This window comes from Paenibacillus sp. AD87, assembly GCF_001659845.1.
In the GTDB taxonomy this organism is placed as follows: Bacteria; Bacillota; Bacilli; order Paenibacillales; family Paenibacillaceae; genus Paenibacillus; species Paenibacillus marchantiae.
In genome coordinates, this window is sequence record NZ_LXQN01000007.1 from 359,262 (window position 1) to 382,781 (window position 23,520).

Below are 23,520 nucleotides of genomic sequence, written 5' to 3' on the forward strand. Positions count from 1 at the left end.
TTTGTACATCAATATGATATAGTGGGTATCCTTTTGTGTCGTCAGTGATTGACTATGCAGAAAAACATATTCTTAGGAGGTAACTGAAACATGTCAGACAGCTTTCAAAGTGCCTATCAAGAAGAAGAGTACAGGTTAGAGCGAACGATGAAGGAAGTGGACAGTCAGCTGGAACGGCTGCAGAATATCCCGGTATACACCGGCCACGACTTCACAGAGCAAGTGCTGGAGGCCGGACGTGAAGAGCGCCGCACCGCCTTGTCCAAGAGCGCGCAGCAACCCTATTTCGGACGCTTGGATTTCGAAGAACAGGGCAGTGGTGCACGGAAACCGCTGTATATTGGCAAAATCGGCGTAGACCGCGAAGAGGTGGGAGAGCATCCGCTCGTCATCGATTGGCGTGCTCCTGTCGCAAGCCTGTTTTACTCATTTACCGGAGGGGAAGCCTCCGCAACGTATGAAGCCCCAGAGGGACTTATTGAGGGCCTGGTTTATCTGAAACGAAACGTTGTTATTCGGCAGCGTATATTGGAACGTGTAGCGGATACGTACAATCGGGACAGTGACCAGCCAGCTGTATCGGATGAATTCCTTGTGTATCGATTGGGAGAGAACAAGGACAACAAGCTCCGTGATATCGTATCCACCATTCAGGCGGAGCAGGATCAGATCATTCGTGCGGCGAGAAACACCGCATTGATCATTCAGGGTGTGGCCGGTTCGGGTAAAACAACCGTCGCACTGCATCGGCTTGCCTTTTTGCTATATCAATACAAGGAACAGGTATCAGCGGAGAAAATGGTTATTTTCGCACCCAACCACATGTTCCTGGATTACATATCAGATGTACTCCCAGAGCTCGGTGTAGGAGATATTCAGCAGCGTACATTCCCGGATTGGGCGATGAATCTACTGGGGCTGGACCTGCCTTTGGCGGACACGTCGGAGACATTGAACACCTGGTTTGAAACGCCGGATGCACGTCCTGAACTCAATGATGATGTGCCCGGGCGTTATAAAGGCTCGATCCGCTTCATGGAACTGATTGGGGAGTGGCTATCCGGGATGGAAGAGGAATCCGTACCTGATATGGACTTCAGCCCATGGGATGGTGCAGTGCTCAGCAAAGCCGAGATTGAGAACTGGTTCGGGGATGAGTACAAACATTATCCGCTGGCGAAACGCAAAGAGCGGGTTATGGCGCGTATTCACCGCTGGATTGAGATGGAACTCAAGAAACCTACCCCGGAAGCCATTCGCAAAGAGCGTAAGAAGAAAGCGGCAACTCGTGAGAAGGCCTACGCCAAAAAATGGCCGCAATATGAACCGCTTACGCTGTACAAACAGCTGTTTAAGGTTGTTAAAGGCGGTTCGGTACCTGCCTCGCTCAGCGGGCTTATTCCCAAATTGGTGATGAAGCAAACGGCTGCAGATCTGAAGCAGGATATCATCCGTGAAGAGGATTTGCCTGCATTGGTGTACATTCATACCTTGGTTCATGATATTGAAGGCTCCGAGCGATTCGATCACGTCGTCATTGATGAAGCGCAGGACTTTTCTCCTTTTCATGTGGCGCTATTGGATCAGTTCGTAAAAGGGCATTCCTTCACCATACTGGGTGATCTGTCCCAAGGTATCCATGAGTACCGTGGTGTTCACGCGTGGGAAGAGATGAGTTCCCTGTTTCCCGAGGAACAGAATGCATACTTTGCATTGACCCGGAGTTATCGCTCGACAATGGAAATTATCGATTATGCCAATACGATTCTGGAGCGGGGCGTCAAGAGCGGTATTACGGCGATTCCTGTATTCCGGAGTGGTGATCCTGTACGGACATTATCCTATGGGGTAGAAGGGCGCACAGCAAGCCTCGAACAGGCTCTGAAGCTCTTAACGGTCAAAGACTATCGCACAGTCTCTATTTTGACTCGTACCCTGCGTGAGGCAAAGGAGCTTCATCAGGAGCTCCAGGCCGCAGGTTGGGATCTGAACTTGATTGACGGCGGCAAAAAACAGTACACAGGCGGTCATTCCGTTTTACCTGTCTATTTGTCGAAAGGGTTGGAGTTTGATGCAGTTATCGTAGCGGATAGTGATGAGAAGCACTATTTGCCCAATGCGGGTGATGCGAAGCTGTTGTACGTTGGCTGTACACGGGCATTGCACGAACTGTGGTTATTCCACGACGGCCAATTGCCAGACTATGCTGCTGCAACCCATAATCCGGAAGGCGAGTCTGTTGCCATTCAGGGTTGGCCTGACAGCGAGGCAGAGTGAAACCTTGTCGTTGAAGATAGCATCAATATAGAAAGAGCATGGCGCTGTTAAAGCACCATGCTCTTTTGTACTTTTTCAGATGAGTATTATTTTCGAGAGGTACACCTAAAGTTTCGCAGTGTTCTTCTGCTGGTTAACTTGCAGATGTACGTTGGGTCGAACCCGGTTTATCCAAAGCTGAGTTATGACTGACGGGACGTCGGTTAACCAGGAAAATGCCCAGACAGATCATTACCCCACCTGCACCCACAATCCAGCGGACATGCTCTTCCAACAAGACGAAGCTCGACAGCAGTCCAAACAGCGGCGCCAGAAAAAGAAAGGAACTAGTTTTGGCCGGATCTGTGTTTTGCAGCAAATAAAACCAGAGGGTAAACTGAATGATGGAACAGAAAATCGTCAGCCATACCAGGACAATGATGGACGTCGTATTTACGATAAAATGAGTCTGCTCTGTAAACACGCTCAGTAGAAGCAATACTGCGCCTCCAGCGAGCATTTGGTAAGCGGTAAGTACAAATGTATCATGAGCAGCTCCCCAGCGCTTAATGAGCAACGTGGATACAGCAAAGGAGACAGCGCCGCCAAACCCAATCCATGTTCCAGGACTCAAGCTCAGATGGAATCCAAAGGTCAACGCCACTCCGACAAATCCGAGAACCACACCGGTCCACTGGCTAAAACGATAGGACACACCATATAGAGCAGCACTCAGGATGATGACAAGCAACGGATTCGTAAAGGTGATTATGGCGGACTCTCCCGAACTGATCCAGTTCATGCTGTAGTAGGCACAGCCCATCACTCCCGCCGACTGGAACAGACCAATTACGGCGATTTGCATCCACTGTGTCCACCCCACAGGCATGGGGCGTTTTCTGATGATCCACGCTAGTAATGCTCCTGCCAATATATAGCGAAGCCCCATTAACAAAAAGGGAGGAGCATACATCATGCCGATTTTGCCTACGGGAAACGAGGTTCCCATGATGAGAGTTGTAACAAAGATCAGCAACGTATATTTTAAAGGCTTCATCAGGATTCCTCCCTTTGGCTTATCGTGCTCATAACGTCTGACCGCTATCTACTGTAATCAGTTGCCCGGTCATGGATGGTTGCTCCAACGCGGCGCATATCATATGTGCAATGTCTTCGCTTGCCGCTATTCGCTGCAACAATAATTCACCGCCCAGACGTTGCATCTGTTCTTCCTTTCCTGCCCACCATCGGGTTGCGACTGCACCCGGAATGATGGCGTTAACCCGAATATCAGGGGATAGTGCATGTGCCAAAGACTTCGTCAAACCGTGTACTGCTGCTTTGGAAACTGCGTAAGGAAGGGAGGACCCAGATCCTGTGCTGCCAGCGATACTGCCAAGGTTAACGATTGCACCATGAGCTGCCTGCTGCATTCCTTTCGCTACAGCTCGTGCGCAGTAAAACATGCCTTTAACATTAACGTCATATAGTTCATTCCATATGTCATCCGTTACGGATTCCAGATCCTTCATTGGGATATGATGCGTAATGCTGGCGTTATTTACGAGTGCGGTCACAGGGCCAACTTTATTAGTGATAAAGGCTACCATTTGACGAACCTCGACATCGGAACCCACATTAGCCTGAACTGCAAAAGCTTGACCTCCCGCATTCAGAATATGTTGTACAGTCTCTTCGGCCTCATCCTGGGAACGGGAGTAATTGACGGCAACGGTTGCTCCACGATTAGCGAGCAGTATACTGGTAGCTCGGCCTATACCCGTACCACCTCCGGTTACCAAAGCTACAGTGTTCGTCCAGTTCATCATTATTAACACTCCTTAAGTGAACTCAGCCAGTAGTAAGTTGCTGTGTTCTGATTACCCCGATTGTAGCTCGAAGCAGCTATACTGTATAATGATTGTTAATGGATTAGATATCATTTTAAATGATGTCAGAATGGATATCGTTTTATTTGGGAGGTTACTATGGAAAGTGGGGATTTAAGGATATTTCAATGTGTCGCACAAGAGGGGAATCTGACCCGAGCTGCGGAGCGCCTCGGTTACGTGCAGTCCAATGTGACAGCAAGGATACGACATCTGGAATCCGAAGTAGGGACACTGCTGTTTATTCGTCATAATCGGGGGATGACGTTATCTCCAGCAGGTGAGATGCTTCTGACGTATGCGGATAAAATTGTAGGCCTGCTCGATGAGGCGGTTAAAGCGTTGAGCTCTACAATTGAACCTTCTGGGCCACTACGCATAGGCTCCACGCAAACTGCCGCAGCGGTACGTTTACCTGAGCTTTTTGCGAAATATTATAAACAGCATCCGGCTGTCTCCTTATCTTTGAATACAGGTAACTCTCAAGTGCTTATAGATCAGGTTATTGGGTATGAATTGGAAGGGGCGTTTATCGGTTGTTCATGTGATCACCCTGATATTGCTTCTACTCCCGTATTCGATGAAGAATTATTCGTTGTCTCCTCTGGTATGGGACCAGAAGATGAAGAACTCACCAGTAAACCGATTCTGGTCTACAGCATGGGATGTTCGTATCGTCAGATTTTGGAGGAATGGTTATCGGCTAGCGGTGTAACCCGTCCGGTCATTATGGAATTTGGAACCCTTGAAGCGATTATTAGCGGGGTTACATCCGGCATGGGAATTTCACTGTTACCCGAAATCGTCATTCGGCATCAGATCGAAAATGGATCACTGCGCAAGCACACACTCCCGGCAGGCATGAATCGGATGATGACTCATTTTATTACGCGCAAGGATGCTTTTGTCAGCAGTGCGCTTGGGGCATTTATGGGTATGCTGCCGCGGGAGTATGATATGATAGAGAATAGCGATTAATCAGAATTTAATAAGGAACAAGTAAAGGCAATCCGTTAAGGAAGTGATGAGCAATGGATTTATTTTCGTTTCAGCAAGATTCAGAACCTCAAGCAAGACTGCTCGCTGACCGCATGCGGCCAGAGCGTCTTGATGAATATATTGGGCAAGAACACATTATTGGACCGGGGAAATTGCTTCGGCGCGCTATCGAAGCGGATCAGATCTCGTCTATCTTGCTTTATGGTCCTCCGGGATGTGGCAAGACGACACTGGCACATATTATTTCCCAGCATACCCAAGGACAGTTCGTCCGTCTGAATGCAGTGGATGCTTCCGTCAAAGATGCACGTGAAGTCATCGAGCAGGCGCAAACGAACAAGCAGTTGTACGGAACAAAAACCATTTTGTTCCTCGACGAAGTACACCGCTTTAATAGTTCACGTCAGGATGCACTGCTGCCTGCAGTAGAGAAGGGCACGATCATTTTTATCGGCGCAACGACAGAGAATCCCTTTCACTATGTGAATGGGGCCTTGATGAGCCGTTCCACGCTGTTTCAGCTGGAGTCTTTGAACAAAGAGCATTCCCTGATTGCGATGCGCCGGGCACTGACGGATGTGGATAAAGGTTTGGGATTCATGGACCTGCAGGCAGACGAGGAGGCATTGGAGCATATTGCGACGATGGCAAATGGCGATATTCGGCGTGCGCTGAACGCCTTGGAGCTTGCTGCACTGACTACACCGCCAGAGAAGGACGGCTCGATTCACATTACGCTTGATGTAGCTGAAGAATCTATTCGTCGTCCGATTGTGAAGGCAGATGAATCGACACAATATGATGTATTGTCGGCATTTCATAAAAGTATCCGGGGTTCCAGTGATGCAGCACTGTTCTGGTTTTTGTATGCGGTAGAGAAGCTGGGCATGGACCCGATGACGTTTATACGTCGTCTGATTGCAGCGAGCAGTGAAGATATTGGACTTGCGAATCCGCAAGCGATGACCCAGGCCATTGGGGCGCTGGATGCTTATCGTAATAATGGCTGGCCTGAAGCCAAGCTGAACATTGCCCAAGCGATCCTGTTTGCTGTTGAAAGTCCGAAGTCCAATGCGGTGTACACTGCAATCTCGAAAGCGATGAATGCCATTGATGAGGTGAAATCGGCTGAAGTCCCTCTTCATCTGAGGGATACCCATTATTCCGGTGCAGTGAAGCTGGGACATGAAGGTTACCAATACCCTCATAATTATCCGGGCCATTATGTGAAGCAGGAATATTTACCGAAACAGCTCTCACGCCGTATTTTCTATGAAGCAACGGAACAAGGCAATGAATCGAAGATTCGTCTAAACCAGCAGCGGCGCAGAGAGCTGTAAGATCCATGACCCGGGAGATGCTTGTACGATGAAAGAAATATTCTATATTGGAATCGGTGGGATTTTGGGTACATTATGCCGATATGGGATACAGTTATGGATGCCAGCAGCCAATGAGGGCTTTCCTTGGGCAGTGATGTTGATCAATGCCATCGGGAGCCTGTTTTTGGGTTGGTTCTTCACCATAGCTGTTCCAGGTAAAATAACGCCTCAACTTCGTCTTGCAATTGGTACGGGATTTACTGGGGCATTCACCACATTCTCCACCTTTACTCTCGATATGGTCCGTTTATCTGAAGGAGGAATGTGGGGTAAGGCTGTTATATACCTCGTTGTGAGTTTACTCGCAGGGCTATTACTGTGTGCATTGGGGATTAAGGTTGGTCAGCGAATGCTGGGTAAACCAACGCAGGATGGTGTTGCACCTTGATCATCTGGATTGGTCTTGCAGGAATGCTGGGTGCGGTGCTTCGCTACAGTTTGGGTCGATGGATATCCGGTTCGCTTGGAACGGCCTTCCCATGGGGGACATGGAATATTAATATCAGTGGTTCTCTGTTACTTGGATTGCTCTATGGCTGGCATCAGTCAGCTTCAATCCCAGACGTAGTCTGGGTGATTTGGGGGACTGGATTTTGCGGAGCGTATACCACATTCTCTACATTTGGATATGAGACCCTTGGTTTGATGGGGCAGGAACGTTACTTAAGAGCAGTTATATACGTCATCAGTTCGGTACTGCTGGGGGTTGCGGCTTCTTTTGCAGGAGTGTGGCTGGCTGCATAAGTGAAAATAATTATTTTTTTTGCAGGAAAAAGAAGGAAAAAAGCCATCCGTCATGGTATACATGAAAGATGGCTTTTGTTATAGGAATACAGGGTATTGTACAAAATCCATATGGGGATGGATTCATTTCTGTTATTGAATCTATTGCAGCGCCGGTACAGGCACTTTTTGAACCTGATCGATCGTTCCGCCGCCGAGACACACATCTCCATCATAAAACACAACGGCTTGACCTGGCGTGATCGCTTTTTGCTGTTGGTCAAACTGTACATCCACGCTGCCATCTTCCTGCCATGTCAGGGTTACACCCTGATCCGGCTGACGATAGCGGAATTTGGCGGTACAACGGAATGGTACGTTAGGCATGTGTGCTGCACCTGCGATCCAGTTTACACCTGTTGCAGTCAGACCGGTTGAATACAGGCTTGCATGTGCATCGCCTTGAACGACAAGCAGTTGATTTTTCTCCAGATCCTTGTCTGCCACGAACCAGGGTTCACCATTACCGGAACCGCCGATGCCGAGACCTTGACGTTGTCCAAGCGTATAGTACATCAGACCATCATGACGGCCCTTCACTTCTCCGGTTGCAATATCAACCATGTCTCCACCTTTGGCAGGAAGATAGTTGCTCAGGAACTCTTTGAAGTTGCGCTCGCCGATGAAGCAGACACCTGTGCTATCTTTTTTCTTCGCGGTGTACAGGCCAGCCGCTTCTGCAATCTTGCGCACTTCCGGTTTTGGAAGATGACCAATCGGGAACATGGCTTTGGACAGCTGGTTCTGATTCAGTGCATTGAGGAAGTAAGTTTGGTCTTTGTTACTGTCCACACCGCGCAGCAGTTTGAACGTTCCATCTTCTTCAATGAGGCGAGCATAGTGGCCTGTAGCCACATAATCAGCGCCGAGATCCAGTGCTTTGTTCAGGAATTCGCCGAATTTGATCTCACGATTACACATGACATCAGGATTCGGAGTCCGACCCGACTTATATTCATCAAGGAAATAGGAAAATACTTTATCAAAGTACTCTTTCTCGAAGTTGACAGTGTAGTAAGGAATGCCGATCTGTTCGCAAACCCGGCGTACGTCCTCTGAATCTTCTTCAGCAGTACAGTGGCCGAACTCGTCCGTGTCATCCCAGTTTTTCATGAAAATGCCGATGACATCGTAACCCTGCTCCTTCAGCAGCAGTGCGGTGACGGAAGAATCGACACCTCCGGACATGCCAACGACGACCCGTGTATTTTCAATTGTTTTGGACATCGTTATCACCATTTCTCTATATAAATGTGTTTCGTTTCTTATTCTAGCATAACCGGACTCAAGTTACGATACACCCGGCCAACTTTGGATAGTGTCCACCACAGGCGCACATTTTGGAATTTCGTCAATCTTTCTTTTCCATAAAGCATGCAGATATGTTAACATTAGCTGAGGGTTATGATCGGAATACGGAGGATTAGAGGGACTAGGTCTGTATTTTTCATATCCCGCTGTGGCGGATCCTGGAAAGACGGTCTTGGACCACATCCTGTTATTTTATGTTTCACAACTTGTTTTTTCGAAAATTGAAAGAGGTGACTCCTTTGAAAATATCGACAAAGGGCCGTTATGGGCTCACAATCATGATGGAGCTGGCAGCCAGAACAGGCGAAGGTCCTACATCTTTGAAAAGTATTGCCGAGCGCAACCAGCTCTCGGAGCATTATCTGGAGCAATTGATCGCTCCCCTGCGTAATGCAGGCCTGGTCAAAAGTATCCGTGGCGCCTACGGCGGTTACATTCTCGCAGGCGATCCTGCTACCGTAACGGCAGGGGATGTTATTCGTGTACTGGAAGGTCCAATCTCTCCAGTGGATTTCACAGAGGAAGATGATCCGGCGAAGCGCGATTTGTGGTTGCGCATCCGTGATGGCATTGCAGAAGTATTGGATTCAACCACGCTGAAGGATCTGATTACATTCCAGGATCAGGAACAAAAAGACAGCTACATGTTCTATATCTAATATAGTTGATGATGAGCATCACAGACGACACACTAAAGCCCCCATATTGGGGGCTTTAGCCGTGCAACAAGCTTCTTTAATGGTTTGAAAATATGGAAGTCCAACATATAACGGGGTGAAATCAATGAAAAGAATATATTTGGATCACGCCGCATCGACACCTATGCACCCACAAGTCGCGGAAGCGATGATGAAAGTTATGACCGGGCAATATGGCAATGCATCAAGTATCCATGCCTTTGGGCGTGAAGCCAAGCGGACCGTCAGTGGAGCAAGGGATGTCATTGCGGCGTCTTTGGGTTGTTTCCCAGATGAACTCGTATTGACCGGAGGCGGCACGGAAAGTGACAATCTAGCGATATTTGGCGCAGTTTCAGCGAGAAATGAACGGGGACGGCACATTATTACAACGGCCATTGAACATCATGCGGTACTGCATACTTGTCAGGAGCTGGAGCGACAAGGATATGACGTGACCTATTTGCCTGTAGATGAATACGGAAGAATACGTCTGGAAGAGCTGAAAAATGCCATCCGGCCAGATACAGTGCTGATCACCATGATGTATGCCAATAATGAAGTGGGTACGATTCAGCCTATCCGCGAAATTGGTGAACTGGCTCGTCAACATGATATTTTGTTCCATACCGATGCAGTTCAGGCTCTTGGCACCCAGGAAATTTCCTGCAAGGAACTGCCTGTGGATCTGATCAGCTTCTCTGCTCATAAAATTAATGGCCCTCAAGGCGTGGGTGCACTATACGTACGGCGCGGAATTGTACTGGAAGCGAGATCTCATGGTGGCCTTCAGGAACGGCAACGACGGGCGGGTACCGAGAATATAGCGGGTATCGCTGGTTTTGCGGAGGCGTTGAAAATATCAGGAGAACAAGCGGATGCGCACCGTGAACATGATTTGGCATTGCGATCAGTACTTCTGGAACAACTGGAGCAGCATGTAGGGGCGGAGCATTTTCATGTCAACGGACATCCTGAATTTACGCTGCCTAATATCCTAAACATCAGCTTTCCGGAAGTATCCACAGAGACGATGCTCATGAATCTGGATATGGAAGGCATCGCAGTTGCGAGCGGTTCGGCATGTACTTCCGGTTCCCTCGAAGTATCCCATGTGCTGAAAGCGATGAAGCTGCCGGAGACATTTTTGCATTCCGCGATTCGTTTTAGCTGGGGGTTGGGTAATACTACGGAAGAAATCATGATAACCGCCGAAAAAATTGGAACCATTCTTGGGCGACTGCGTAATAGAGCCTAAGGGGCTCTTTGCACATGGAACAGAAGGAGGGAAGAAGTTCCATTTCATCGGTTGGATAGAAGCGGTTTTGATGATCGGCGTCTGATTGCCACTCATCAACTTTGGGCATACCTAGCAATAGCGCCGCGACTATTTAATGTTAAGAAGATGAGGGGGACCCTGCGATGAAGCTTCAGGAAATGATCGGACTTGCCGTTTTTGACGTTGAGGATGGAAAGCAGGTCGGTAAAATCCAGGATTTCATTGTGAATGACGATTGGAAAATTGAAGGCATTGAACTTGAAAACAAAGGCCTGTTTACCAGTCATGTCAAAATCGTGCAGTGGCAAGATATCGTTGCCTACGGCGAAGATGCCGTCATGATCCGTAATCAACAGGCTGTCCGCAAAACGGGAGCCGACGACATAAAACACACGTACCTCCTCGGCCAGTCTAAATTGAAGGAGATGTCCGTGCTCACCGAAGAAGGTTTGCTGCTTGGACGTGTCTCTGATGTTTATTTTGACCAGGAGTTGGGAAATACAATAATAGGGATTGAAATTACGGACGGTTTTGTGTCCGATTTGATTGAGGGCCGCAAATGGCTGCCATGTACAAGCGATATGTCTATTGGGGAAAGTGCCATTATGGTGCCGCCGCTGAGTGAACAGCGCTTGGAAAATGCCATTCATTCTGTTAATGGATAGGTGAATGAATATGAAATGTCCAAACTGTAGTTCCAAAGATATTGGGAAAATCGGTTCCCACCAGTTTTATTGCTGGGGATGCTTTATCGAATTAACAGTGAACGGTGAGAAAATGTCCGTATACCAAGTGGAAGAAGATGGCACGCTCAGCTCCCTCGATGATCTGTTCTTCGGGGAAGAGCTGCCGCAAGACTTCCCTCATCTTCATGCTTCTTCTTAATAAGAAGCATAACTTCTTCTATATGCGGTTTCATGACAAAGACTGTCATTGAATGCTGTCATGAAACGATGACAGATGTATATAGCTGCGGTTACATAGTGGTTCAAGGGAACTTGTATGAATATATGCTACCCCGGATCACAAGATGCGTCTCCTTCAATATGAAGGGGGCGCTTTTTTTGTGTGTTAATAAATATTCCCTTCCTTACATATACTGACTTTCAGAGCCAGTCCAAAAGGGAGAGATGCAAGTGGAACAATTAACCAAAAACAAGCTGTTCCGTTATGCCATCTGGCTGCTACTCGGATTGATTATTCTATATTTTATATGGCTGCTGCGGCCATTACTGCTTCATATATATGGATTTTTGAAAACAGTGCTGGCACCATTTATCGTGGCCCTCATCATATCCTATGTTCTCAATCCGATTGTAAGCATGCTGGGAGGGCGCAAAGTCCCTCGAACCATTGCCGTGCTGTTAATCTATGCTTTTTTCCTCACCTGTATCGGGGTCATCTTGATGAATGTGATTCCAGTGTTGATTGAACAGTTGGAGGAACTGAACGAGCATATGCCTGAACTGTCAATGCGTGCTCAGAGTCTGATGAACAATATGGATCACAAATTAATGCCGCCAAGTGTGCGCACGGGTATGAACAGCTGGTTTTTCCAGATGGAGGATCGGCTGACACAGGGGATTACGAAGCTGATGGATAATATCGGGACAACCATTAATGTGTTGTTCAACGTGTTTATCGTGCCATTTCTCATTTTCTATATGTTAAAAGATTTTGAGGTGTTCGAGCGTACGATTGTGGCGTACCTGCCCCGCTCACGGCGCAAGTCCATTGTGTCGGTTATGAAAGAGATTGATACGGCCTTGGGAAACTATATTCGCGGACAATTTATCGTCTGTGTGATTGTGGGCATCTTTGCCTACATCGGTTACATGGTCATTGATATGCCTTATGCACTGCTGCTCGCGAGCATTGTCGCTGTATTTAACATCGTGCCTTATTTGGGGCCGTTTCTTGGAGCTGCTCCTGCAGTGGTGATGGCGTCTACGGTATCGTTCAAAATGGTGCTCTTCGTTATCATTGTGAACACACTATGCCAGGTGCTGGAGAGCAACGTCATCTCCCCTCAAGTGGTAGGGCGGACTTTGCATTTGCATCCGTTGTCGATTATCTTCGCGCTCCTTGTGGGAGGCGAACTGGCGGGCATAGTAGGCCTCATTCTGGCGGTACCTGTCTTTGCTGTTCTGAAAGTCATTGTGCAGCACTTTTTTGCCTATTACATCAAACGAAGAACGGACTAATCGTAGCAACAGTCTGGTCCTAAAGGGTGCGTTGACACCATATAGGCATATCGATATAATGGAGGGGTATGTTTAGAACAAGAAATCGATGATGAAATGAAGTACGCCGAGGTTCCTTTCCTCAGAGAATAGACTTCTTCGGATCAGATGTAATCTGAGCCCGATGGCTGGAAGAGTCTTGAAAGTTGAAACGGCGGAAAGCTAATTTCGGAGTGCAGGACAACCCTGCCGGGAGCGACCGTTATTTCGCATCAACGAGGAGATTGTTTGTTTCATCTGCGGATGAACAGCAATAACCAGGGTGGTACCGCGATTACAATCGTCCCTGACTATCAGGGGCGTTTTTTGTGTTTATTTTTACTTGTTTAACAACCCGGAGCGAATATGCACCGGACTATTATAATTAATTGGGGGCACTCCGTATGAAAGCCAGTGAAATCCGGTCCAAATGGATAGAGTTTTTTGCAAGTAAAGGTCACAAAATCGAGCCAAGCTCATCGCTTGTACCTCATAATGATCCATCCCTTCTGTGGATCAATGCGGGTATGGCACCGTTGAAACCGTATTTTGACGGTCGGGAGAAACCGGAGAACCCACGTCTCGCCAACTCCCAAAAATGTATTCGTACAAACGATATTGAAAATGTCGGTAAAACTCGCCGTCACCATACGTTCTTCGAAATGCTCGGTAACTTCTCCATCGGAGACTATTTCAAGGAAGAGACGATTACTTGGGCATGGGAATTTCTCACAAGCAAAGAATGGATCGGTTTTGATCCGGAACGTCTCTCCGTAACGGTATACCCTGAAGACGAAGAGGCCTTCAAACTGTGGAACGAAAAAGTAGGCTTGCCTGCTGAGCGTATCATCAAACTGGATGAAAACTTCTGGGATATCGGCGAAGGCCCTTGTGGACCATGTACCGAAATTTTCTATGATCGCGGCGAAGCTTATGGCAACGATATGAATGATCCCGAGATGTATCCAGGTGGGGAAAATGAACGTTACCTGGAAGTATGGAACCTGGTATTCTCCCAGTTCAATCACAACAAGGACGGTAGCTACACACCGCTTCCGAACAAAAATATTGATACAGGTGCAGGTTTGGAGCGTTTTGCATCCATTCTGCAAAATGTGGATTCCAACTTTGACACAGATCTGTTCCAACCGATGATTCAAAGAACAGCGGCTCTTGCCGGTGTGAAATATAATGACAGCGTAGAAATTGACGTTGCACTGAAAGTCATTGCCGACCACATTCGGACCGTTGCCTTTGCTGTAGGTGATGGCGTTCTGCCAAGTAATGAAGGACGCGGATATGTCATTCGCCGTTTGCTCCGCCGTGCCGTACGTTACGGAAAAGTACTGGGACTGGACCGTCCATTCCTGTATGAACTGACAACGACTGTTGGTGAAGTGATGGGGATGTACTACCCGGAAGTCGTGGACAAACAGGAGTTTATCGCTAAAGTGATCAAAACCGAGGAAGAGCGTTTCCACGAAACACTCACAGATGGTCTGGCTATTCTGGCTGATATCAGCGGCACAGCCAAGTCAGAAGGACGTACGGTTATTAGCGGGCCTGAAGCGTTCAAACTGTATGATACGTACGGTTTCCCGTTTGACCTGACAGAAGATTATGCAGCAGAGCATGGTCTGACGGTAGATCGTGAAGGTTTTGATGCTTCCATGCAGAAGCAGCGTGAGCTTGGTCGTGCAGGACGTCAGGAAAACGAGAGCATGAAGGTTCAAGGCGGACCACTTGCTGATCTTGAGGTTAAAAGCGAGTTTGTTGGTTATAATGACCTGTTGACGGAAGCAAAAGTGGTAGCCATCGTTGCTGGTGACGCACTGGTAGACTCCGTAAGCGAAGGACAGACATGTCAAGTCATCCTTGACAAGACTCCGTTCTATGCGGAAAGTGGCGGACAAGTGAGTGACCAGGGCTTGCTGCGCGGAGCCAGTGTAACGGCGAAAGTGCAAGGTCTGTTCAAAGCTCCGCTGGGACAACACGTACATCTGGTGACTGTAGAGTCCGGTGAACTGCGTGTGGGTGATGTGATTAAAGCTGAAGTGGATGCGTCCAAACGCGGCGATATTATCAAAAACCATACCGCAACCCATTTGCTGCACAAAGCGCTCAAAGATGTGCTCGGAACGCATGTCAATCAGGCAGGATCACTTGTAGAGCCTCAGCGTCTGCGCTTTGACTTCTCGCACTTCGGCAGCATTACACCGGAAGAATTAACAGAGATCGAGCGTCAGGTGAACGAGCAGATCTGGAATCGTCTGAACGTAAACATAGAACTGAAAGCTATTGATGAAGCCAAAGAAATGGGCGCAATGGCATTGTTCGGTGAAAAATACGGCGATATCGTACGTGTGGTACAAGTCGGAGATTATAGTTTGGAACTTTGTGGCGGCTGTCACGTAAATAATACATCAGAGATCGGTATCTTCAAGCTGGTGAGCGAGAGCGGAATCGGCTCCGGCGTACGTCGGATCGAAGCTGTGACTGGCCGTGGCGCGTATCTGTATGTAGAAAGTCAGCTTGAATTGCTCAAACAATCCGCAACCCTGCTCAAAGCAAATGTGGCGGATGTGCCTAAACGCATTGAAGGACTGAATCAGCAATTGAAAGAAGCTGCCAGAGAGACTGAATCACTGCAAAGCAAACTGAGTGCCATGGAAGCAGGCGCATTAACAGATCAAGTGGTACAAGCAGGAAACACACAATTGCTTGCAGCTCGTGTCGATGCTCCGAATATGGATGCACTGCGTACAGTGGCTGATGAATTAAAAGTAAAACTGCCTGATGCAGTACTCGTACTGGGTGCTCCAGCTGATGGCAAAGTGAATTTCGTTGTAGCTGTCCCTGCTGAACAAGTAAAACAAGGGCTGCATGCAGGTAAAATCGTCAAAGAAGTTGCGGCAGTATGCGGCGGCGGAGGTGGCGGACGTCCTGATATGGCGCAAGCCGGAGGCAAGGATGCAAGTAAGCTGGATGAAGCGTTGAAACTGGCTGTTTCGCTAGTTAGCGGGCATATTGCATAAAGCGAACAAGTGGCTTTCAAACGCCAAAACTATAGTTCGAACGGTTCTGTTCGTTTATACGGTGGTTGGATCGGGATGCTTCTTCCCGTCCAACTTTTGTACCCGAGAGCGAGTGGAATCGAATGATGCAATATGCTGAAGCCAGTAAAGGACAAGCAAAAAACACAATTGGCTTATCCTTTGTTTACTTGTGGCAGTCAGAATATGTTATTATATAAGCAGAAATCAATTCGGCAGGACATGGTCCCCATGTTCATGCAGGAGCGAGGTGTCATCAATGGACTCCATGGATAAGACGGTTAAATTTAATGTGAAAGCCGACGAGCAGGAAGCATCCTCCAAAGAGATTCTTCTCACGGTATATGATGCACTGGTGGATAAGGAGTATAATCCTATTAACCAGATTGTCGGGTATCTGATTTCCGGAGACCCCGCATACATCCCTCGTCACAACAATGCACGCAGTCTGGTCCGTAAAAAAGAGCGCGATGAGCTGATTGAAGAGCTTGTTCGTTCTTATCTGGCCAATCACCGGTAATGTACACCGCTTCCGCTGTGATGCAGCTATGCAGGCAGCGGGAAATGAACCGACAGAAGACAGCCTGAAGCTTGAGAAGGCGATTATTAATCGACCTAAGCAGGCTTGAGGATGGGAGAGCATGGATGAAAATATTAGGTTTGGACTATGGGGACCGAAGAATCGGAGTTGCCGCTAGTGACGCCTTCGGTTGGACTGCCCAGGGATTGGAAGTACTTGAACGCCGCCGGGATGAAGGTGAGTTCGTTCGGATTGCTGAACTTGTGCGTGAGCATGAGATTGGCGAGATCGTAGTCGGACTTCCCAAAAACATGAACGGCACCGTAGGGCCGCGTGGTGAAATATGCATCGCTTTTGCCGACCGCCTGCGGGGCGAACTGAATTTACCTGTTCACCTTTGGGATGAACGGCTGACAACCATGGCAGCAGAACGAACGTTGCTTGAAGCGGATGTCAGTCGCAAAAAACGCAAGCAGGTTGTGGACAAAATGGCCGCAAGCTTGATTTTGCAAAATTATTTGGATGCCAATAGTAAAAGGTGAGGGGGATCAACAATGGCTGAAGATCAACTGGGTATGGAAGAAGAATCGGAGATTATTTACATTGCGGATGACGAGGGTAATGAAGAGGAATTCGAAGTCATCATGAAATTCGAAGTGGACGGTTCGGAGGCCAAGTACATGATGGTTGCTCCGGTTGAACCCGAAGATGGAGAGACGGATGTTTATGCATTCCGTTATGAAGAAGAGGGCGACGATATTAAACTTTTCGTCATCCAAGATGATGCCGAATGGGATATCGTCGAGGAGACGTTTAATACATTTCTTGCAGAAGATGAAGAGGAAGCGAACTAAATGACAGAATACAGCCGCGAAGACTTGAAATGGACAGATTCGCTGCGTCTGGCTTTTGGTGCTCACGTTGAGCTGGAAGAAGAGAACGGTAAATCGCATCCGTATGACCTGCTGGCTGAGTTTGAAGTGAAGGGCCAACAGTATGCGGTGCTCCGCAGTTCATTACGTCCTTATGACGAAGTTGAACTTCTGCGGGTTTTACCGGGAAGTGAAGGCCAGATCATGCCGGAATTAGTTACGATTGACGATGATGATGAGTGGGAGAACATCTCTGAACTGTATGATGAGTGTACACTCCCCATTGACGAAGATTGATTGATCAGCTTCAAATTGAAGAAACCGGAAGGGCGGAGAAGTCCGCTCTTTTTGGTTGTGTAAAGGAGTTGTGTCTTTTTTGAAAGGAAAAGCGATTTTAGTCTTTCTGCTTATCATCGTGGTTGTTGCCGGAGGTGCAGGTGTATATGTCTGGAGCATGATGCGTCCCGTACAAGCATCCACAGAACCGATCGTTTTCGAGATCAAGAGCGGGTCAGGAACTTCCAAAATTGCCGACCAGTTGGAGCAGGAAGGTCTGATTCGAAGTGGTTTAGCCTTTAAGGGATACCTGAAATGGAAGAAACAAGGATCGAATTTTATGGCAGGTACATATTCCTTAAATCCAGGCGTGTCATACGATGAGATTATTACTAAGTTGAGTAACGGTGAAGTTGTGCCTGAATCCATGGTCAAGTTTACTATTCCTGAGGGATATACTGTATTACAAATGGCAGACAAACTATCTGCTGAGGGAATTGTGGATCGTGAGGAATTTATCAAACTTGCGAATGATCCATCTGCTTTTGATATCGACATCATCAAGGACATTCCAGTGGATGAAGAACTGCGATATGTGCTGGAGGGATATCTGTTCCCGGAGACGTATGAGCTCAAAGAGGGAAGTTCTACTCAAGAGGTCATGCAGCGAATGCTTGAGGAATTCCAGACCAAGGTTGATTCTATCCCTGATTTGGCATTCAAACTCAAGGAGAGAAATCTGTCTTTGCATGAAGTGTTAACGATCGCATCGCTCGTCGAGAGAGAAGTCGTAGTGGATCAGGAACGCGCGCTTGTGGCAGGTGTGATCTATAATCGGATCAAGCAGGATATGAAACTGGAGATCGACGCGACAGTACAGTATTTACTGGATAAGCCGAAGGCCAGACTGCTTTTCAAGGATCTGAAGGTACAGAGTCCCTATAATACGTATCTGAACAAAGGGCTGCCACCAGGTCCAATTGCCAGTCCAAGTCTTCCGTCCATTGAGGCAGCGCTAAATCCGGAAGCTTCGGAGTATCTGTTCTATGTGACGAAAAAGGATGGCTCGTCTGGACATCTGTTTGCCAAAACGTATAAGGAACATCAGCAAAATATAGCCAAAAGTAAGGCTGCGCAATAAGCGGAGGGGATGTATATGAGTACGAAACATGAACTGCTCGTTACGGCGGCAAATGTGAAAGAGGCAGAGGTGCTGCTCCAAGCAGGAGCAGATGCTTTGTTAATTGGGGACGATCGCTTCGGCATGCGTCTTCCCGGCAGCTTCAGTGTGGAAGAAACAGCAGAGGTCGTTGCCGTTGCAGCGAAACATCAGGCTCGTGTATACGTGTCCATGAACAATCTGATGTCCAACGAGCTGCTAAAGGAATTACCTGAATATGTTCAAGCACTGGGTAAAATCGGTGTTCATGGGGTGGAGTTCAACGATCCATCTGTGCTCGCCGCTATTAAGGAGCATGCTCCGCATATCCAGCTGCACTGGAACGCTGAGATGACATCGACCAACTATGCAACAGCCAACTACTGGGGAACCAAAGGAGCGAGTCGTGTCGTGCTTGCTCGGGAGCTGAATATGGACGAGCTTACAGAGATGGTTCCATTTCTGAAGGTGGAAGCTCAGGTTCAGGTGCATGGCATGACGAACATTTATCATTCCAAACGGAGTCTGGTGCAAAGTTATATGTCCCATCAGGGGCGTCCTGTAGAGGGGCATTTGGGTAAAGAGCGTGGTTTATTTCTGATCGAGGCTGAACGCCGGGATGAGAAGTTCCCGATCTATGAAGATCTCAACGGAACTCACATCATGAGTTCGGAGGATATTTGTATTCTCGAAGATCTTCATCTGTTGATGGAGGCCGGGGTACACAGCTTCAAAATCGAAGGCATGTTAAAATCGCTTGCGTATAACGAAGCTGTTGTACGTGCATACCGTATAGCTCTGGACAGTTATGCAGCTGATGCCGATGCTTATGCATTTTGTGAAGAATGGCTGGACGAGGTTCGTCAGTTGCAGGACCCTGAACGGGAATTGTCATTTGGATTTTTCTATAAAGAACAGGTGTATTAATAGACGAGGTGAACAACATGGAAACAGTGGCGGTACAGCGGAAGTTCTCGGGTAAACGTAACCGTCTGGACAAACCGGAGTTGCTTGCTCCGGCGGGCAATCTGGAAAAACTTAAATTTGCAATCCATTATGGTGCGGATGCTGTGTATATCGGTGGACAGGCATACGGATTGCGTTCCAACGCGGATAACTTTAGCTTTGAAGAAATGCGTGAAGGTGTGGAATTTGCCAAAAAATATGGAGCTAAGGTTTTCGTGGCAACCAATATTTATGCGCATAATGAAGATATCGAAGGCATTCAAGCGTATTTGCAAAACTTGTATGATGCAGGAATTGCAGCTATTATCGTAGCAGATCCAGCAATTATTGAAGTGGCTCAGCGTGCCGTACCGGGTCTGGAAGTGCATTTGAGTACACAACAATCCACTCTGAACTGGCAAGCTGTGAAGTTCTGGAAAGATGAAGGTCTTCCACGCGTCGTTCTCGGACGTGAGACAAGCTTTGAAGAAATTGAAGAAATCAAGGCCAATGTGGATATCGAGATCGAAGCCTTTATTCATGGAGCGATGTGCTCGTCATATTCCGGACGTTGTGTGTTGTCCAACCATTTTACGGATCGGGACTCCAACCGGGGTGGCTGCTGCCAATCCTGCCGCTGGAAGTATGATCTCTTTGAAGATGCCCGGGAAGATACCGTGTGGGTCAGCGAAGAAGAAATGCAACTGCAGGCACCTGCACCATTCAAATTGGGAGAGAACCAGCTACCCCTATTTCAGGAGCAGGACAATTCTTTTTCCATGGGTTCGAAGGATCTGTGCATGATTGGGCATATTCCTGAGCTGATTGATGTTGGTGTGGATAGTTTCAAAATCGAAGGACGCATGAAGTCGATTCACTACGTGGCTACCGTGGTTAACGTATATCGTCAAGCTATTGATTCTTATATGGCTGACCCGGAGAACTATGTATTGAAGCCTGAGTGGGTAGAGGAAATGAACAAGGCAGCGAATCGTCCACTGAATACCGGATTTTTCTATGATACACCGGATCATGAGGATCACATCTATGAACCGGAAGAAAAAGCGGTACCTTTCGACTTTGCTGGATTGGTTATGGACTATGATGCGGCTACAGGAATGGCGACCATTCAACAGCGCAATCATTTCAAACCTGGACAGGAAATCGAATTTTTCGGTCCGGGAGGCCACTTTTTCAAACAAGTGGTTGGGGAATTGCAGGATGAAGAAGGCAATGTGCTCGATGCAGCTCGTCACCCGTTACAGCGTGTAAAAATGAAGGTGGATCAACCTGTTTCCTACTTTGATATGATGAGAAAAAAGAAGTAGGTTCAAATGCCTAGTTTTCAACAAAATAATATTATGTTTTAACAATATAGTGTTATAAAATTTACAAATTTGACTTCCGTATATCGGTATATGGGGGTCTTTTTTTTATAGAAAAATAGGAAAAAAGTTGTAATAAATTTCGAAAAAACGAAAGGGGAAAGGAGAAAGCTGTCGAATACTACATATTTATAGGGGAGAGAAAGAAAAATCCAACAAGTAAATTACTGGCAGGTGAATGGGATTGGTTCAAAAGAAGCAGAAGGACAGTGGGGAAGAGTTGAAAATACCCGAGAAGGTTAAGCCCGAGAAGGTTCAGAAAGTAAAGAAAGAAAAAGTAGTGAAAAGTAAGACAGGGGATACTTCAAGCAGAAAGGCTTTTAAATTAGACTCAGGTAATCTGAGGTCAGGGTGGAACAAGACCAAAAACCAGTTGAAGAAGCAAAACTGGAAAAATGTTGGGGGAACAGCGTTAGAGCAAATGAAGAAGGTCAATCCGATTAAATCGGTAGGTGTTAAACTGTTTTTGATCTTTTTTGTAGCAATTATGTTTTTTGTAGTCGGTTTAGGTCTATTATCCTACGCTAAAGCCAAGGATACGATTGAAAAAAATGCTTCTCGATCAAACCAGGAAACGATTGAACAGACCAAGCAAAAAATGGACATTATTTTGGAGCGGTTTGTAGATACATCCACACAAATTTTCTTTGATCCAGAAATGCAGTCATTGCTTCAGAAGATGTCTGATACGAATTTAACGGCGTACGATACGTTTATAAATTCAAGTTCGATCAACAAACAATTGTCGAACATTGCATTTACGAATAAATCTATGGAAGCGATTTATCTTGTGCCGACAGACGAAACAAAGTCTACCATGGGCACAGGCAACAACAGTTCTTCCATGGGCGACATCCGTAAAGAGAGCTGGTACAGCGAGTTGGTCCAAGCAGGCGGATATCGCTGGCTTCCAACGGAAGTCAAAGAGGACGGCGCCACACCAACGTTCCGAATTGCCCGTTCAATGAAGAACCTGCAAGGGACAACCCAGTCCTATGTGTTAATCATTGAATTGAAATTGGAGGTTCTGGAGCAGCAATTGAAATCGCTTGATTTGGGTGAAGGCGCAGTCCTCCAGCTCATTGCTCCGGACAACAAGGTTGTAGCTTCAACAATTTCTGATCGTACAGGGAAAGATACGGATTTGACCTTTGTTAAGGAGCTAACAGACAAATCCGGTAGCACCAATACAGAGTATACCGTGGATGGAAATTCGACCGATATGCTGGCAGTGTATAGTACTATGGATTCATCCGCTTGGAAATTGATCGGAATGGTCCCAACTTCTATGCTGGTGAAAGATGCCAAAGGCATTCTGACACTGACTTTGTGGGTGGCACTCGTAGTTGCCGCTATTGCCATACTGATCGGTATTTGGATGGTTCGCATAATTGCCCGTCCAATGGGCAAATTGAAAGATCTGATGCAAGAAGGAGCAAAAGGTAATCTTAAAGTGCGTACACCATTTACCTCCAAGGATGAGATTGGTCAATTATCAGCGGCATTCAATCTCATGATGGAACAGATCACGAATTTGGTCGAACAAACCAACCGTTCTGCGCAAGAAGTGCTCGACACGGCTTCTGAGCTGAGCAGTGCATCCAAGAAAACAGCAGTCTCCGCTTCCGAGATTGCCGTAGCCACTGAAGAAATTGCAGGTGGAGCAAGTAGTCTGGCAACAGAAGCGGAGCGTGGAAATGAATTGACCGACAATATCTCCCGTCAGATGGAGAGTGTGGTCGCTGCAAATGAACAAATGGGTGATTCAGCTCGTCATGTAGAGAAGTCCAGTGAGACAGGTACACAGCATCTGAATCAGTTGATGACCAAAACGCAGAAGACAGAAGAAATGATTGGTGCGTTGGTAAACAAGGTGGATTCCTTGAAAGAGAGCACGTCTTCCGTTCTGAAGGTGCTTGACGTAATGCAGAATATTACTAAACAAACGAACATTCTCTCCTTGAATGCAACAATTGAAGCCGCTCGTGCCGGTACAGCTGGACGCGGATTCATGGTGGTAGCGAATGAGGTTCGCCAGTTGGCTGAACAATCCAGACAATCCATTGATATGGTTGGCGACATTACCGACAAGATTATGACCGAAATGAATGAGACGGTGGATCAATTGTCTGCAGCTTATCCGTTATTCAAGGAACAGATGGATGCCGTGAGAGATACCAATGTAATATTTGCTTCAGTACAGCAACAAATGGGTGCTTTTGTTGAGAGTCTGAGCATGGTCACCGGTTCAATCGGAGATTTGAATCAATCTCAAGGGACGTTATCCGAAGCGATGAGTAATGTCAGCGCTGTAGCTGAACAATCTTCTGCAACGTCCCAGGAAGTTGCCTCCTTGAGCAGTGAACAACAAAATATCAGTAACCAACTGGTGAATTTGTCTGCAAAACTGGAGAATGTGTCGACAGAATTGAAAGATACATTGTCTCGCTTTACAGTATAATTCGAACCTGTTTGCTTCATTTGAGAAGCCTGTACCTAATAAGGGACAGGT

22 protein-coding genes are annotated in these 23,520 nt (G+C 47.1%); 19 read left to right on the top strand and 3 right to left on the bottom strand.

The window, feature by feature from the left end; all coding sequences use genetic code 11:
• Positions 1-90: 90 nt before the first annotated feature.
• Positions 91-2,277: a HelD family protein gene (locus gpAD87_RS01745; protein ID WP_064635853.1), complete on the top strand. Its 2,187-nt coding sequence runs from the start codon at positions 91-93 to the stop codon at positions 2,275-2,277.
• A 133-nt stretch (positions 2,278-2,410) separates the two neighbouring features.
• Here gpAD87_RS01745 and gpAD87_RS01750 read toward each other — a convergent pair whose 3' ends face one another.
• Together gpAD87_RS01750 and gpAD87_RS01755 are read right to left on the bottom strand one after the other, a co-directional pair.
• Complete coding sequence (locus tag gpAD87_RS01750; RefSeq protein ID WP_064635854.1) at positions 2,411-3,313, bottom strand: DMT family transporter; 903 nt, start codon at positions 3,311-3,313, stop codon at positions 2,411-2,413.
• Between the two features lie 28 nt (positions 3,314-3,341).
• Positions 3,342-4,082 carry an SDR family NAD(P)-dependent oxidoreductase gene (locus gpAD87_RS01755; protein WP_064640705.1) on the bottom strand — a complete coding sequence of 247 codons (741 nt, stop codon included), beginning with the start codon at positions 4,080-4,082 and terminating at the stop codon, positions 3,342-3,344.
• A gap of 162 nt (positions 4,083-4,244) precedes the next feature.
• On the opposite strand from gpAD87_RS01755, the gene gpAD87_RS01760 reads away from it, so the two are divergent.
• From gpAD87_RS01760 to crcB (gpAD87_RS01775), 4 genes are read left to right on the top strand one after another with little or no spacing between them, the layout of a single operon-like run.
• A complete protein-coding gene (locus gpAD87_RS01760) occupies positions 4,245-5,123 on the top strand; it encodes a LysR family transcriptional regulator (protein ID WP_064635855.1) in 879 nt (292 codons plus the stop codon).
• 53 nt (positions 5,124-5,176) lie between these two features.
• Entirely contained in the window at positions 5,177-6,484 is a 1,308-nt protein-coding gene (locus gpAD87_RS01765) for a replication-associated recombination protein A (protein ID WP_064635856.1), read from the top strand.
• Positions 6,485-6,512: 28 nt separating this feature from the next.
• Positions 6,513-6,914, top strand: coding sequence for a fluoride efflux transporter CrcB (gene crcB, locus gpAD87_RS01770; RefSeq protein ID WP_064635857.1), 402 nt, complete (start codon positions 6,513-6,515; stop codon positions 6,912-6,914).
• Positions 6,911-7,270 (top strand): fluoride efflux transporter CrcB, encoded by a 360-nt coding sequence (gene crcB, locus gpAD87_RS01775; protein WP_082934967.1) that lies wholly within the window; start codon positions 6,911-6,913, stop codon positions 7,268-7,270. The genes crcB (gpAD87_RS01770) and crcB (gpAD87_RS01775) overlap by 4 nt, the downstream gene beginning before the upstream one ends.
• 141 nt (positions 7,271-7,411) lie before the next feature.
• Here crcB (gpAD87_RS01775) and mnmA read toward each other — a convergent pair whose 3' ends face one another.
• Positions 7,412-8,536: a tRNA 2-thiouridine(34) synthase MnmA gene (mnmA, locus tag gpAD87_RS01780; protein WP_064635858.1), complete on the bottom strand. Its 1,125-nt coding sequence runs from the start codon at positions 8,534-8,536 to the stop codon at positions 7,412-7,414.
• A gap of 323 nt (positions 8,537-8,859) precedes the next feature.
• On the opposite strand from mnmA, the gene cymR reads away from it, so the two are divergent.
• The 14 genes from cymR to gpAD87_RS01850 all read left to right on the top strand — a co-directional run bounded on the left by cymR (position 8,860) and on the right by gpAD87_RS01850 (position 23,469).
• The gene (gene cymR, locus gpAD87_RS01785; protein WP_063566846.1) at positions 8,860-9,279 is read left to right on the top strand and encodes a cysteine metabolism transcriptional regulator CymR; all 420 of its coding nucleotides are present in this window, start codon (positions 8,860-8,862) and stop codon (positions 9,277-9,279) included.
• A gap of 124 nt (positions 9,280-9,403) precedes the next feature.
• Positions 9,404-10,555, top strand: coding sequence for a cysteine desulfurase family protein (locus gpAD87_RS01790; protein WP_064635859.1), 1,152 nt, complete (start codon positions 9,404-9,406; stop codon positions 10,553-10,555).
• A gap of 164 nt (positions 10,556-10,719) precedes the next feature.
• Positions 10,720-11,241 carry a PRC-barrel domain-containing protein gene (locus gpAD87_RS01795; RefSeq protein ID WP_024633069.1) on the top strand — a complete coding sequence of 174 codons (522 nt, stop codon included), beginning with the start codon at positions 10,720-10,722 and terminating at the stop codon, positions 11,239-11,241.
• Between the two features lie 10 nt (positions 11,242-11,251).
• The gene (locus gpAD87_RS01800) at positions 11,252-11,461 is read left to right on the top strand and encodes a hypothetical protein (protein WP_024633070.1); all 210 of its coding nucleotides are present in this window, start codon (positions 11,252-11,254) and stop codon (positions 11,459-11,461) included.
• A gap of 251 nt (positions 11,462-11,712) precedes the next feature.
• The gene (locus gpAD87_RS01805) at positions 11,713-12,780 is read left to right on the top strand and encodes an AI-2E family transporter (RefSeq protein ID WP_064635860.1); all 1,068 of its coding nucleotides are present in this window, start codon (positions 11,713-11,715) and stop codon (positions 12,778-12,780) included.
• A gap of 422 nt (positions 12,781-13,202) precedes the next feature.
• Positions 13,203-15,833: an alanine--tRNA ligase gene (gene alaS, locus gpAD87_RS01810; RefSeq protein ID WP_064635861.1), complete on the top strand. Its 2,631-nt coding sequence runs from the start codon at positions 13,203-13,205 to the stop codon at positions 15,831-15,833.
• Between the two features lie 277 nt (positions 15,834-16,110).
• Positions 16,111-16,371 (top strand): IreB family regulatory phosphoprotein, encoded by a 261-nt coding sequence (locus gpAD87_RS01815; RefSeq protein WP_024633073.1) that lies wholly within the window; start codon positions 16,111-16,113, stop codon positions 16,369-16,371.
• Between the two features lie 125 nt (positions 16,372-16,496).
• Complete coding sequence (ruvX, locus tag gpAD87_RS01820; protein WP_063566850.1) at positions 16,497-16,913, top strand: Holliday junction resolvase RuvX; 417 nt, start codon at positions 16,497-16,499, stop codon at positions 16,911-16,913.
• Positions 16,914-16,925: 12 nt separating this feature from the next.
• Positions 16,926-17,225 carry a DUF1292 domain-containing protein gene (locus gpAD87_RS01825; RefSeq protein ID WP_024633075.1) on the top strand — a complete coding sequence of 100 codons (300 nt, stop codon included), beginning with the start codon at positions 16,926-16,928 and terminating at the stop codon, positions 17,223-17,225.
• Complete coding sequence (locus gpAD87_RS01830) at positions 17,226-17,540, top strand: DUF1292 domain-containing protein (protein ID WP_024633076.1); 315 nt, start codon at positions 17,226-17,228, stop codon at positions 17,538-17,540.
• A gap of 79 nt (positions 17,541-17,619) precedes the next feature.
• Positions 17,620-18,660, top strand: coding sequence for an endolytic transglycosylase MltG (gene mltG, locus gpAD87_RS01835; protein ID WP_231952406.1), 1,041 nt, complete (start codon positions 17,620-17,622; stop codon positions 18,658-18,660).
• 15 nt (positions 18,661-18,675) lie between these two features.
• Positions 18,676-19,605, top strand: a complete 930-nt coding sequence (locus tag gpAD87_RS01840; protein WP_064635862.1) for a peptidase U32 family protein — start codon at positions 18,676-18,678, stop codon at positions 19,603-19,605.
• A 17-nt stretch (positions 19,606-19,622) separates the two neighbouring features.
• Entirely contained in the window at positions 19,623-20,951 is a 1,329-nt protein-coding gene (locus gpAD87_RS01845; protein WP_064635863.1) for a peptidase U32 family protein, read from the top strand.
• Positions 20,952-21,186: 235 nt separating this feature from the next.
• Complete coding sequence (locus tag gpAD87_RS01850; RefSeq protein ID WP_064635864.1) at positions 21,187-23,469, top strand: methyl-accepting chemotaxis protein; 2,283 nt, start codon at positions 21,187-21,189, stop codon at positions 23,467-23,469.
• Positions 23,470-23,520: the final 51 nt, after the last annotated feature.

Bases quoted from the DNA above. Each gene is read 5' to 3' on its own strand.
- gpAD87_RS01760 (WP_064635855.1), top strand. From the start codon at position 4,245: ATGGAAAGTGGGGATTTAAGGATATTTCAATGTGTCGCACAAGAGGGG.
- gpAD87_RS01830 (WP_024633076.1), top strand. From the start codon at position 17,226: ATGACAGAATACAGCCGCGAAGACTTGAAATGGACAGATTCGCTGCGT.
- gpAD87_RS01795 (WP_024633069.1), top strand. From the start codon at position 10,720: ATGAAGCTTCAGGAAATGATCGGACTTGCCGTTTTTGACGTTGAGGAT.
- crcB (WP_064635857.1), top strand. From the start codon at position 6,513: ATGAAAGAAATATTCTATATTGGAATCGGTGGGATTTTGGGTACATTA.
- gpAD87_RS01790 (WP_064635859.1), top strand. From the start codon at position 9,404: ATGAAAAGAATATATTTGGATCACGCCGCATCGACACCTATGCACCCA.
- gpAD87_RS01765 (WP_064635856.1), top strand. From the start codon at position 5,177: ATGGATTTATTTTCGTTTCAGCAAGATTCAGAACCTCAAGCAAGACTG.
- gpAD87_RS01850 (WP_064635864.1), top strand. From the start codon at position 21,187: ATGGGATTGGTTCAAAAGAAGCAGAAGGACAGTGGGGAAGAGTTGAAA.
- gpAD87_RS01845 (WP_064635863.1), top strand. From the start codon at position 19,623: ATGGAAACAGTGGCGGTACAGCGGAAGTTCTCGGGTAAACGTAACCGT.
- ruvX (WP_063566850.1), top strand. From the start codon at position 16,497: ATGAAAATATTAGGTTTGGACTATGGGGACCGAAGAATCGGAGTTGCC.
- gpAD87_RS01755 (WP_064640705.1), bottom strand. From the start codon at position 4,082: ATGAACTGGACGAACACTGTAGCTTTGGTAACCGGAGGTGGTACGGGT.
- gpAD87_RS01815 (WP_024633073.1), top strand. From the start codon at position 16,111: ATGGACTCCATGGATAAGACGGTTAAATTTAATGTGAAAGCCGACGAG.
- mnmA (WP_064635858.1), bottom strand. From the start codon at position 8,536: ATGTCCAAAACAATTGAAAATACACGGGTCGTCGTTGGCATGTCCGGA.
- gpAD87_RS01745 (WP_064635853.1), top strand. From the start codon at position 91: ATGTCAGACAGCTTTCAAAGTGCCTATCAAGAAGAAGAGTACAGGTTA.
- gpAD87_RS01840 (WP_064635862.1), top strand. From the start codon at position 18,676: ATGAGTACGAAACATGAACTGCTCGTTACGGCGGCAAATGTGAAAGAG.
- alaS (WP_064635861.1), top strand. From the start codon at position 13,203: ATGAAAGCCAGTGAAATCCGGTCCAAATGGATAGAGTTTTTTGCAAGT.
- gpAD87_RS01750 (WP_064635854.1), bottom strand. From the start codon at position 3,313: ATGAAGCCTTTAAAATATACGTTGCTGATCTTTGTTACAACTCTCATC.
- gpAD87_RS01800 (WP_024633070.1), top strand. From the start codon at position 11,252: ATGAAATGTCCAAACTGTAGTTCCAAAGATATTGGGAAAATCGGTTCC.
- gpAD87_RS01825 (WP_024633075.1), top strand. From the start codon at position 16,926: ATGGCTGAAGATCAACTGGGTATGGAAGAAGAATCGGAGATTATTTAC.